The following is an 11,700-nucleotide window of genomic DNA, read 5'->3' on the forward strand; positions in this document are numbered from 1 at the left end:
ACCACTGCGGCGCCCAAAGCGATAGTCAGCGCCCGCAGACCATACGTCGAATACTGCGCATGGTCCCAAAGGGTGAATGTCCAAGACAGCAATGCGCACGCAATAAATAGTACTAGCCAAACCATCACCGGCGAGATAGGGCGCCTCACACGCCCGCCGAAACCGAGGGCTATAACTGCAGCTAAGATCAGCAACGCATCAGGGAGTAATCCACTGACGGTGGCTAGCGGGCCAGACTGCCGAGATAGGAAACCTGTACTGCCGTATAAAACGACGGCTATACACAAACAAGCAGTAATCGCAACTTCGCGAAGCCTGGAACTAGGACGGTAACTTGAGCGCCGCATTGTCCCTACTGCCGACGAACTAACGAATTGCTGATTAGAGAGATTTCTCATTACGCCACCACGTCCGCTTGTCTGCGAAACGCAAGATATATCATCGCCAACCCGACTAGAAGTGTGAAAACCGATCCAACTAGAACCGCGATGTAGGTGCTGGTTCCTACGAACCATAGGTAGGTGCCCCAAGTAAGTAAACAGCCCACTCCGGTTACTGTGCTGGCCAGGAACAACCGACCTCGCACCGCCAACACATTGAGTGCAGAAGCGGCTATGGCCTGGACGCTAACGCCAAGGCTCAAAGAAAGCACGAGCAAAGGTAGATCCTCATACGCATCGGGCAGCATCAATTTCACCGCGTATGCAGCTACAACCACGACCACGAGTCCCGGAATAAGGGCCATCACTGCCGACTGTAGCTGGATTCGCGTGAACCGTCCGTGTTTTGCCGCAGCGGCCTCACGGAAGGTGATTGCTGACCGCATCTGCGGGAGACTGCTTTGCAGTTCAGTGAGGCTTAGGGCTATAGCTACCACTGCAGCTTGCTGTGCACCCGCAAATGCGGCTGTGGCTAGAATCGGAATCCTCGCGAGGACCTGAGTAAGGCCCTGACTAAGGAAATACGGGAGGGACTGTCGATATGTTGCTCCAAGCGATACGAGGGTCATCCGCATCTTAGGCCGAGGCAGGACGGATGATCTGATTGCAACGATGGCAAGCACTTGAAATGATAGATAGGCCGAGGCGACGATCGTTGCTGATAAATCCGCATAGAACCATACGGTTGCGCTCACAAAGAGCGCACTAAGCGGAATTATTCCTCGCCAAGCAGTACTCTGGCCGAAATTTCCCGCCCCATACTGACTCCAAGCAAGGTTATTGAACAATCCGCCCAAAAATATGGACAGACCAGTGATCATTGCCAGGCCAGGGGTGAATCCTTCAAAAGGTTCGACTACTATCATCAGGCAAGCTAGAACAGCTGAAACCAGTAGCTGCAGCGGTATTTGGGCCACAATGAGGTTCTTTGCGTCATCGAATAGATTGCCGGCCGAATATTTTAGAATGACCGACTGCAATCCGAAACAAATAAGGTAACCGCCCACTGCGGTGCAGGTCATAAATACCGCAAGCACTCCCCGCTCCGCTGGACTTAGAAGAAGTGCCGTCGCAAACGTGAGTCCAGCACTGCCTGCTAAGCTCAGGATTTGAGCAGAATACGGCAAGAACCTTCTTGGCAATCGGAGGGAGCGCTTCACCTCGCTTTTATCCATCTCGCTGGTACCCCTCCATATACTTGGCCGGCACCTAGGTTCTTGGTCACAACCGCTGCCGACGCGACCACTGCACTCGCGCCGATGGTAACGCCCGGCATAACGACGCATCGAGTGCCCAACCACGCATTGCGACCGATGGCAACCGAAGCGCTGTACATGCCCTGCTCGTGGACTGCCCGGCTAGGGTCGCTGGAGTTATGAGTCGACGAAAGTAGCACCGACTCAAACCCGATCAAGGCTCCGTCGTGTATAACCAACGTCCCACGGGCGTCTAGCACCACGTCTCGAGCGATTGACGCGCCGGTTCCTACCTCTAGACCGGCCGGGAAGATTACTCTCGTTCCCGTGCCCAGAACAACGTTGTGCGATATTTTCGCTCCTTGGAGCCGTAGGACAGCCAGCCGTAGCCTCATGCTCTTTTGTCCAGGAAGATGCCGAAGGATTCTCTCGTCAGCTATGGAAATAAGACGGTTTGGCAGCTTCATTGTTTCTCATTCCCCAGGTCATTCAAGCAACCCCTCAGCACTGTGGCTGTGCTTGACAAGTCGAATTTCTCGGTTAGCCATAGGCGCTGTAAATTCGCGTACTCGCACCGCACCTTCATATCAGCCAATCCTGAAATACGCGCCGTCCAGGCTTCGAGAGATTCCCTTTCATCTCGGGGCACGACGAGTTTTTCCCGAAGCAGAGGGTGGATCGCCTCGGCGCAGCCACCGACATCAGCAACGATCGGCAGAACGTTGGCTTCACCGGCTTCAAGAAGGATGGTCGGCAATCCCTCGGAGATGGAAGTGATCAGCATTAGGTCCATCCGCTCAAATGCGGTGTAGCGCTCAGTAAACCCGTGAAAACGCACGGTAGAGAACGACAATTCAAGTTTGTCTCGCATGGGCCCGTCGCCAAATACCTCAAAGTTCCAACTTGGGTTGCCTATTGCAATTCTGCAGAACGTCTCCGGATCTTTCTCTGGGGATAACCGGCCCACAAAGCCGACTGTGAGGCCGTGCGATAGAGTCGGCCCCACCGAGCGTAGCTTGTTTTTTTCGTGCCGCGGAAGTCCCGGGTATACGGTTACCACTTCTTGGTGCGGAAGTAGGGTCCTTAGCAGGCAGGTCAAGTAGTCACTTACAGTGAGCACTTTGAAAGCCTTTCCTGCCGCTGCGCGCCATAGAAAGCGCCACAGTATACGTTTGGCATTGCCTCCTTGTCCTCTGACGGGAAATGGTTGTCCTAATGCGTAAATCATCCACGGAACTTTAGCCTTTCGCGCGATGAGGAAGGCGAAGATTATGTCGCTTTGGGAGATTGAGCTCACCACGTGTGTAATCTTTTCGTCCGCGATGATCTGCAATACCCTCCGCCGGAAACGAAGAGAGGAGGCCACTCGAAGTTTCAAAGGCTCATTCAGCGCCATATCGTCATCGGAATGGCCCCGAAAGAGAATTGCCCGCGTCTGCTGCTGCTCTAGCTCGTGGCGTAAGTGATCCCAGAATTGATATGCCCCCGCGTTTCTGGTGCTTGGGGATGCGAGGACTAATAGCCTGATTTGCCCATCGTTTCCAGAAGCAGATTCCTGGTGCATTTATCTACCTTCATTCTGAATCGCAGCATTGAAGACACGACTGTGAAGTTGCGAGACTTCGAGATCAGTGTGAATCCCCTCTGTAGCGGCAGCGCCGGTCGCTAGTTTGTCGAGCAAACCCGCGTCGCTCTGAATGCGGCGCAACGCTCGGGCCAAGCTGGCCACGTCGTTTGTTCTGAAGAGCAGCCCGTTTTCTCCGCTTTTAATCCACTCTGCGGGACCACCGCAGTCTGCGGCGACGACAGCTTTCCCCAATTTCAGATACTGGAGGACATTTTGGCCCAGCGGCTCCGCCCGAATCGATGCCTGCACGCAAAGGTCGGAACTCAATATAAAATCTTCGACCTCCGCGATTTGGCCTAGAAGATGTACTTGTGCGTGGACACCTAACTGAAAAGCCAGGTTTTCAAGATCCTTCTGATAGCCATCATGTCCAAAAGGAGCGCCCCCTGCCAAATATAGCTCGACATTCTCGCCGGTAAACTCGGCAGCGAACGCCCTGATGAGTAGCTCCTGCCCTTTCCAGGGATCGAGTCTTGCAACCATTCCGATCCGGAACGCGCCAGTTCCGGTCCTCTCATGATGCCTAAGCGGCTGCATTTGGTTCACACCGATTGGACTGTGAATTACATGTACTCGATTTGCGTCCGAAATATACCTGCGCGCTGTCGCTGCAGTGGTCTCCGAGTTCGCTATTACAGCAGCCGCACGAGGCAACGCTATGAAGCGCATTGCAGTCAATCCGAACCATCCGAGAGCGTCCAGATCAATAAGGTCGCGGAGCTGAATCACCACCGGCTTTCTGAGGACAAGCCCCACTATCGACCCGTAAATCGCCGAGCGAGAGGTGTTGGCGTGGATAACATCGGCTCGCCTTGTTCTGGCATCTCTCAGAAGGTGTGCAACTTGCCGGGCGATCTGAGCCGCGACCCGGATTGCGCCGACTATTCCACTCTTGCTCGCACCAGCTGGCTGCGCAGGACCAACTTGGAACACGTCTATGTTCGTGCCTCTCAAGGCGTCAAATGCGCCGAGGCCGCTACTTTCGGTGTTGGGCAGGATGACCTGCGGATGCCAAGTGTCACTGTTCTTAACCAAACGCACTAAGGCGAGTTCGGCGCCGCCGAGCGCTGTGGTGTGGTCCAAATGAATGACCCGCAAAAGTTTCGGCATTGCTTAAATTCCTGCCTTCGACTCAACCCATGAAGATAAGGAGGAGCGAAACACTCCATCGGAAAATTTCATCGCGCGCGATCTACTCGACGAAGCTTGACCACTTAGGGCTCGCTCCACTGCTTCTTTGATGCTGGCCTTGCTGGAGAAGTCCGCCAGCGCGCCAGTTGCTCCGTCTTCTACTGTTTCTGAAGTTCCTCCAACTTCGTTCGCGAGAACTAGGGCACCCGCGGCCATCGCTTCTACCGGCATGATTCCAAAATCTTCCAGAGCTGGGAATACGTAAAGTAGCGCCCGCTGATACAGGGAATAAAGCAGTGGGTCTGATGGCTTCAAGATAAAGAATACCTGAGCACCACGCTCTCTGGCGTGGGCCCGAAGTCGCATCTCGTCCGGCCCGCTTCCTGCTATCACCGCTGCTACGCCCATACTTACCGCGATATCAATGACTGTTTCAAGTTTCTTATATTCCACAAACCGAGACGCACCCAAAACGAAGTCGGAGGGCAATCTGCCCAGAATGTCAGCGTCGGTCCCGTCGAGAGCGCCGCTCCAATCGGAGTTTGCCTGGATACGGTTCACATTAACTGGAGGGTATATAGTCGATGCTTCAATACCCCAACTTCTTCTAATTCTTTGCGCAACAAAGTCGCTATTTGCTGCAGCACTGTAAATCTCCTTCGCTCGGTGACGGTCTAGGGTACGCAATGCTGGTCCAACTGTTCGTGCAGCCGCGCTCCGTCCGCGAGCGTCGGCTTCTGGCGCCCAGATATAGCGCGCCGGGGTATGAACATAAACCAATTTTTTAAGATCAGGATTATTCGGGAATCGAACATGGTGAGCAAATGAGTGGCTACTGACAAGCGCCCAGGCGTACTCCTGCGTAGCCGATAGGTGTCGCCATGTGACGAGCGCGGCAGGAAGGGCAAGTATTTTTTTGTGTCGAAGCGGAGTGCGAGCCAGTACGGTTTCGCGTACGACTCTCGGGTCGTAGCGCGTCGGATCGTCGTTCCAGAGACAGTAAATGTCGATGTCCTCGAAGGATTCAACCATTGCATCTAGAACACGCTCGGCGCCCCCTCGCTTTTCAATCCACTCATGCACTAGCACTCCGGTCAATGTGCCCCCCCGCTTCGCTTCCGTCGTTTGCTTGTTTCGGTGTGCCACCCGCGTGAACACTCGCGCGCTGCCGCGAGTGCGGCCTGGACACAGAGCATGACTGCATGCGCCGAGACGACGTCCAAGGGAAGAGTGTGAGACCCTCCCAACTGTAGCTTGACCCATGAGCGTCTCATCCTGCCGTTGCGCCGCGCCGCTCGACCCCTTGCCCACAAGCTGACCAACGCGCCGAGCACTACAGTCATCGTCGTCGAAGGCCGCTGCGCATGGTTACTATAGAGCGGATCTTCCTTCTGGGAGCCCGAACTCTAATTCGAAGGGTCTCAACTTGGAGTTGACGGATTACCTGCGGATTCTCCGCAGGAACTGGATATTGATTGCGGCTTTCGCAATACTTGGCTTGATCGTCGCCGTTTCCATCTCGCTTATATTGAAAGCTACGTACCAAGCTGAGACTAGGCTGTTTGTTGCTATTAATAGTTCTGGGTCCATACAGGAACTACAACAGGGCAATACTTTCTCCCAGGCACGGGTTCAGTCATACGTCGAGACGGTGGGCACGCCGGCCGTTCTGCAGCCCGCCATCGACAGTCTGGGGCTTGAAGTTTCGCCTGCAGAGCTAGCTATGGTCGTTGCGGCAACTGCTGATTTAAATACGGTGATCATCTCTATCACTGCTGAAGACAGTTCGCCTGTGCAGGCCGCAGCCATCGCGCAAGCAGTGGGTGAGAGCCTGGTTAAGGTCGTGAGCGAAATAGAAACGGGGGATGGCGCCGGATCGTCTCCTGTGAAACTGACAGTAGTCCAGCCCGCTGTGGCTCCTGTGGACCCGTCCGCTCCAAATACACGCATGAATGTTGTGCTTGGTCTGCTACTTGGGGTTGCGATCGGAGTGTCTCTTGCTTTCTTACGAACCACCTTGGATACCCGTGTTCGTGGGGAATCCGATCTCCGCCGAATCAGCGACGCCCCCCTCCTCGGCGGAATCTCCTTCGATGCCGATGCGCAGAAGAAGCCACTGCTGACACAGGCGCCGGCTCAAAGTCCTCGCGCCGAGTCATTCCGACAGATCCGCACGAACCTGCAGTTTGCTCACGTGAGCCACAAGTCCAAAGCGGTCCTGGTCACGTCTTCATTGCCTGGGGAAGGCAAAAGCACCACTGCTACAAACCTTGCAATCGCTATCGCTCAGAGCGGCCAATCCGTTGTGCTCGTTGATGCTGACCTTCGACGGCCCCGCGTGGACGAATATCTGGGGCTCGAGCGCAATGCTGGGCTCACCACCGCTCTGATTGGCCGAGCCGATGTTGAAGATCTACTTCAGCCTTGGGGCGCGGACGAGCTGTACATCCTGACAGCTGGGCAAATTCCACCAAACCCCAGTGAACTGCTGGGATCCGACGCCATGAAACAGCTTATTACCCGGCTCGAGCAGAAGTTCGACGCGGTGATCATTGATGCTCCGCCGCTGCTCCCCGTTACGGATGCGGCTGTACTTGCGCAGCAGGTGGGTGGCGTCGTGTTGGTCATCGGCTCGTCCAAGGTGAAGCTGCCTGACCTGCAGAAGTCACTTGGAAACCTGGAGATGGTGAAGGCTGACTTGCTCGGCGTCGTCATCAACCTCCTGCCCAGCAAGGGACCTGACGCCTACGCCTACAGCTACTATTCGTACGATTCGGTAACTCCGTCCACTATGGACGATGCTCAACCGGTCACCCGACGATCCAGTAAGGATGCTCCCTCTGACTTCGATGAGCGCATCTTCGGGGTTCCGTCTCAAACCAAATAATCAGCATGTCGCTTAAGGGCGGCGTGCTCCGGGGTATGGGGAACTGGTGCCGGAGATCAAACAGAATACTGGGTGGACCCAGCGGTACGGTAGGCGTCTAGCCGTAGTGGATGCCGCCGTCGTGCTGTGGGCAACGGTTGGAGCTCTTATCGTCCGTTTCGGGGTTCCCGAAGCTGAGCGGCTAAGCGCGCGTGAACAGCCCTATGTGATCCTGTCCCTCGTGCTTGCAGCCGGCTGGTGGATAATGCTGTCCCTCCGCGGCAGCAGGGAGGCGACCGTACTCGGACATGGCACGGAGGAGTACAAGCGGGTCGTCAGTGCCTCGCTGATTCTTTTTGGGCTCGTCGCCATCGTCAGCTACGCGCTGCAGTTCGACACCGCGCGCGGATATGTGGGTGTCGCTTTGCCAGCGGGCCTCATCATGCTTCTGCTGGCTCGTGTCATTGTCCGTCGCTTCCTTCATATCGAACGCGAGCGGGGCAACAGTTCACTTCGCGTGCTCGTTATTGGTAGCTCCAATGGTGTGCAGCACCTAGCTGACTCGCTCCGGGCGCAACCGATGGCCGGCTACCTTCCCGTTGGGGCCTACCTGCCGGGGGTTGAACTCGGTGCAAACACTGCTGGGACCCTCGATCTGCAAGTAGTCGGACGAGCTATCGAGGCAGATGAGATCATCTCCGACATCAGAGCATTCGCTCCTGATGCTGTAGCGCTCTCGAGCAGCATGCAACTGGCACCCGAAACCATCCGGGCCTTGGGCTGGGCGCTCGCTGACCTCAACATTCGCCTCATCATGGCGCCTGCCCTCACGGACGTCGCGGGGCCGCGCATTCACACACGTCCGGTGGCCGGTCTTCCCCTGATCCACGTTTCCACGCCAAATTTGGAGAAAGGTCAGCGCTTCGTCAAGCGGACGACCGACATCATCGGTGCCTCCCTGATCGTCTTGGCGGCCTCTCCCCTGCTCGCCATAATCGCTCTACTGGTGCGATTCGACTCGTCCGGTCCCATCCTGTTTCGCCAGGAACGAGTGGGCACTGCAGGTGAGCGTTTCGAGATGTACAAGTTCCGCTCCATGGGGGTGGACGCGGAGGCGAAGCTTGAGCAGCTCCGAGAGAACCACGAGGGCAACGAGGTTCTGTTCAAGCTGAAGAACGACCCCCGTGTTACCCGCGTCGGTCGTGTCTTGCGGAAGTTCAGCCTGGACGAACTGCCACAGCTGTTCAACGTCCTCGGTGGCTCGATGTCCCTCGTGGGTCCGCGTCCCCCTCTGGCAGCCGAAGTGGAGCGTTACGACATTCGCGCGCACCGACGACTGCTGGTGCGGCCCGGTATGACCGGACTGTGGCAGGTCAGTGGGCGATCACTTCTTTCCTGGGACGAGACCGTTCGCCTCGACCTGTACTACGTAGAGAACTGGTCGTTCCTCGGTGACCTGACCATCCTGTTGCGCACGTTCAAAGCCGTCATCGGACGCCACGGCGCCTTCTGACCTGCCACCCCTCCCCTGGTCTCACGCCACTGTATGAAGGACTCTTGCATGACTGACGGATACTCCATCAACGCTGTGTCTGCGAATTCCGGGGCGTCGGTGCGATCTTCAAGGAATTCGAGCGCGCAGGAGGGCGATCGCCGTAAGCGTTCCCGCGCGCTGCTGGCGACCGCCGTCATTGTGCTGGTACTGCTTGTGGCAGCCGGTGGCTGGCTGGCACATCGTGCGCAGCAAGTACGCAGTAATCTCGAGAGCAGCATGTCCCTGCTGCCCGATCTACAGGCGGCCGTCGTCAGTCGTGATACCGATCGAGCCAGCGCCGTAACGGCTGAATTGACAGAGCACACCAATGCAGCTCGTGCAGCCGGCACCGACCCCTTATGGAAAGCCGCTGGCATCCTTCCATTCGTCGGCCAGAACTTCAGCGCTGTCTCCGAAGTGACCGTCTCGGCCGACGACGTCGTGAACCGGGCAGTCGCGCCCATGGTCGACAAGATCGCCGCTCTGGATTGGGATTCGCTCACGCCCGTCGAGGGGCGCATCGACACCGCTCCCCTGGCGGATATCGCCCCCACCCTGGCCGCCGCAGCTTCCACGGTCGATCTGTCCTACGGCCGCCTCGAAGCAATCGACCGCTCGGAGCTGCTACCACAGATCGCCGGCCCTTTGCAGGACGCTGTCAAGCGGCTCGACGAAGTGCGGGGACCTATGAACGACGCTTCCCGTGCCGGTGAACTACTGCCCGCCATGCTGGGCGCCGACGGGTCCCGTAACTACCTGGTCCTGGTGCAGAACAGCGCCGAGGTGCGGGCGACCGGAGGCATCCCCGGCGCGCTGGCGGTGCTCGCAGTGGACGACGGCCGGATCTCTTTGACCGATCAAGGCAGTGCCTCCGAACTGGGGCGATTCAGCCCGTCTCTCCCAATCGATTCCGAGCAGGAACAGATTTACTCGTACCGCATGGGCACATTCATGCAGAGCGTCAACCTCACGCCCGATTTCCCCACGGCCGCATCGACTGCGCAGCAGATGTGGGAGCAACGCCACCCGGGGTCGAACATCGACGGTGTGATTGCTCTGGACCCAGTGGTACTCGCCAACATCCTGGGGGCCACCGGCCCTGTGGAGCTTGGAGAATTCGGCGATCCCGCAGTCGATGCCCTGCTCACCGAGACGCAGTTGCCCACTGCGCTCGACTCCACGAACGTAGTGCCTACGCTCCTCTCTGATGTTTACGCAGAGATTGAGGAGCCGGCTTTGCAGGATGCGTACTTCGCAGCCGTGGCGGCGAAGGTGTTCGGAGCGTTGACCGATGTTGAAGGTGACGGCACGCAACTCGTCGACTCCCTGGTCACCAGTGCGGGGCAGGGACGCCTGTACCTGTGGTCCGCTTCGCCCGACGAGCAGGACCTCCTTGCGCAGACCGATCTGTCCGGTGCCGCTCTCGGTCCCGCGGTCGGCGGAGCAGCGTTCGGTGTCTACTTCAACGACGGCACGGGCGCGAAGATGGACTACTACGTGCGGCGGACCGTGCAGCTCGTGAAGAGCTGCACGGGCGACGGGTACTCCCTTTACACGGTGAGGGTGACCCTGACCAATACCGCGCCGGCGGACGCCGCTACCAGCCTGCCCGAGTACGTGACAGGGGCCGGCGCGTTCGGTGTCGACCCGGGGCGGGTGAAGACCAACACTGTCAGCTACGGCCCCGCCCAGTCACGCCTGCAGCAGGCTCGTATCGACGGCGCCGATGCGCCCATCGGGTCCTTCGCGCACGGCAACCGGCCTGTCGGCATCCTCACAACCGAACTCGGCCCGGGCGAGACGGCGACCCTGGAGATGGACTTCTCCAAGGTCGTGCAGGACACCGAGCCGGTGCTCGACGTCACCCCGACCGTTCAGGACCTCGCCGACATCGTGCTGCCAGCAGAAGGTCTACAGTCCTGCGGGTGACGCGACGGCCGAGCAAAGCGTCAGGTTAACACTGGGTTACATCTGCGTCATGGGACGCCGGCCACTTCTCATACCTATATTTCGCTGCTACTTTGTGAGTAGAGATTCCTCTAACCCAAGTAGTTCCTGGGCCAGTTAGAGTATTGCGGCCAGTTGCTATACGGTACGAGGAGTCGATCGAGGGCGTTTGGGGAACGAAGGCCCGATCAGATCACCTGCTTTATCTCGTCTCATTTCTTTTTCTTCTTGGGGAGCCACCATGCGCAAGACCGCCTCCGTCCTGGCAATCGCCGGTACCATCACCCTCATCGGAGCAGGTGCGGCAACGGCCGCTCCCGTCTCCACTCCTGCCTACGTCACCGACGAGACCGCCACCGTCAGCGACGGCACCATCGCGCCGGGCGAAGCAGTGGTCTTCAGCAGCACGGGAAGCCCCTTCGCCCCCGGTGAGCTCATCACCATCACCGTCGACCGCACGGACGCAACGCCGTCCGCTGCAGGGTTCGGTGCCGGCGGAGCTGCCTCGGCACGTGGCGGTCTCATCGTCCTCAACCAGATCGTCCTCGAGGACACCACCACGGCGGACGCCAACGGCAACTTTTCCTACACGGTGACCCTTGCCGAAGAAGGCGTCTACACGCTGACCGCAGCCAACGCCGCGGGCAAGACCGTGTCGCAGACGGTCGTCGTCGATTCCGCGAACGCTGTCGGTGGCACCACCGGCGGTACGACGGGTGGCACCACCTCGGCCACCGGCAAGAGTGGCCTCGCCAACACCGGTATGGACTCCGCCATGCTTCTCTGGGGCGCCGCCGGCATCGGCGCGCTCGGCCTGGGTGCCGGCAGCATCGTTGTTGCTCGCCGTCGCTCCGTCGAGGCGTAACAACCAGTAGCACCTGTCAACACCTGGTACGCAGAAGAAGGGCCGGAGCATTTGCTCCGGCCCTTCTTCTGCGTTCGTTCCGCTCTGGTCAGGT

At 58.2% G+C, this 11,700-nt stretch carries 9 protein-coding genes; 4 read left to right on the plus strand and 5 right to left on the minus strand.

Going from position 1 to position 11,700, the window contains the following annotated elements:
- Positions 1-397 precede the first annotated feature (397 nt).
- The 5 genes from AC4D2C_RS15980 to AC4D2C_RS16000 are packed head-to-tail and all read right to left on the minus strand — an operon-like array spanning position 398 to position 5,426.
- Positions 398-1,615, minus strand: coding sequence for a polysaccharide biosynthesis protein (locus AC4D2C_RS15980; RefSeq protein WP_490915826.1), 1,218 nt, complete (start codon positions 1,613-1,615; stop codon positions 398-400).
- Positions 1,597-2,103 (minus strand): LbetaH domain-containing protein, encoded by a 507-nt coding sequence (locus AC4D2C_RS15985; protein ID WP_490915827.1) that lies wholly within the window; start codon positions 2,101-2,103, stop codon positions 1,597-1,599. The genes AC4D2C_RS15980 and AC4D2C_RS15985 overlap by 19 nt, the downstream gene beginning before the upstream one ends.
- Positions 2,100-3,200: a glycosyltransferase gene (locus AC4D2C_RS15990; RefSeq protein WP_490915828.1), complete on the minus strand. Its 1,101-nt coding sequence runs from the start codon at positions 3,198-3,200 to the stop codon at positions 2,100-2,102. The genes AC4D2C_RS15985 and AC4D2C_RS15990 overlap by 4 nt, the downstream gene beginning before the upstream one ends.
- The gene (locus AC4D2C_RS15995; protein WP_490915829.1) at positions 3,201-4,373 is read right to left on the minus strand and encodes a glycosyltransferase; all 1,173 of its coding nucleotides are present in this window, start codon (positions 4,371-4,373) and stop codon (positions 3,201-3,203) included. It abuts the gene before it with no gap.
- Positions 4,374-4,376: 3 nt separating this feature from the next.
- The gene (locus tag AC4D2C_RS16000) at positions 4,377-5,426 is read right to left on the minus strand and encodes a glycosyltransferase (RefSeq protein ID WP_490915830.1); all 1,050 of its coding nucleotides are present in this window, start codon (positions 5,424-5,426) and stop codon (positions 4,377-4,379) included.
- 394 nt (positions 5,427-5,820) lie between these two features.
- Here AC4D2C_RS16000 and AC4D2C_RS16005 point away from each other — a divergent pair, with 394 nt between their 5' ends.
- The 4 genes from AC4D2C_RS16005 to AC4D2C_RS16020 all read left to right on the plus strand — a co-directional run bounded on the left by AC4D2C_RS16005 (position 5,821) and on the right by AC4D2C_RS16020 (position 11,606).
- A complete protein-coding gene (locus tag AC4D2C_RS16005) occupies positions 5,821-7,281 on the plus strand; it encodes a tyrosine-protein kinase domain-containing protein (protein ID WP_490915831.1) in 1,461 nt (486 codons plus the stop codon).
- Between the two features lie 106 nt (positions 7,282-7,387).
- Positions 7,388-8,773 (plus strand): sugar transferase, encoded by a 1,386-nt coding sequence (locus AC4D2C_RS16010; protein WP_490915832.1) that lies wholly within the window; start codon positions 7,388-7,390, stop codon positions 8,771-8,773.
- A gap of 48 nt (positions 8,774-8,821) precedes the next feature.
- Entirely contained in the window at positions 8,822-10,723 is a 1,902-nt protein-coding gene (locus tag AC4D2C_RS16015) for a DUF4012 domain-containing protein (protein WP_490915833.1), read from the plus strand.
- A 259-nt stretch (positions 10,724-10,982) separates the two neighbouring features.
- Complete coding sequence (locus tag AC4D2C_RS16020; protein WP_490915834.1) at positions 10,983-11,606, plus strand: LPXTG cell wall anchor domain-containing protein; 624 nt, start codon at positions 10,983-10,985, stop codon at positions 11,604-11,606.
- Positions 11,607-11,700: the final 94 nt, after the last annotated feature.

The sequence above is a fragment of the Arthrobacter sp. TJ-240 genome, from assembly GCF_058269195.1.

Excerpts from the sequence above, each read along its gene's own strand:
- AC4D2C_RS16000 (WP_490915830.1), bottom strand. The coding sequence starts at position 5,426 with ATGGTTGAATCCTTCGAGGACATCGACATTTACTGTCTCTGGAACGAC.
- AC4D2C_RS16020 (WP_490915834.1), top strand. The coding sequence starts at position 10,983 with ATGCGCAAGACCGCCTCCGTCCTGGCAATCGCCGGTACCATCACCCTC.
- AC4D2C_RS15990 (WP_490915828.1), bottom strand. The coding sequence starts at position 3,200 with ATGCACCAGGAATCTGCTTCTGGAAACGATGGGCAAATCAGGCTATTA.
- AC4D2C_RS16015 (WP_490915833.1), top strand. The coding sequence starts at position 8,822 with ATGACTGACGGATACTCCATCAACGCTGTGTCTGCGAATTCCGGGGCG.
- AC4D2C_RS15995 (WP_490915829.1), bottom strand. The coding sequence starts at position 4,373 with ATGCCGAAACTTTTGCGGGTCATTCATTTGGACCACACCACAGCGCTC.
- AC4D2C_RS15980 (WP_490915826.1), bottom strand. The coding sequence starts at position 1,615 with ATGGATAAAAGCGAGGTGAAGCGCTCCCTCCGATTGCCAAGAAGGTTC.
- AC4D2C_RS15985 (WP_490915827.1), bottom strand. The coding sequence starts at position 2,103 with ATGAAGCTGCCAAACCGTCTTATTTCCATAGCTGACGAGAGAATCCTT.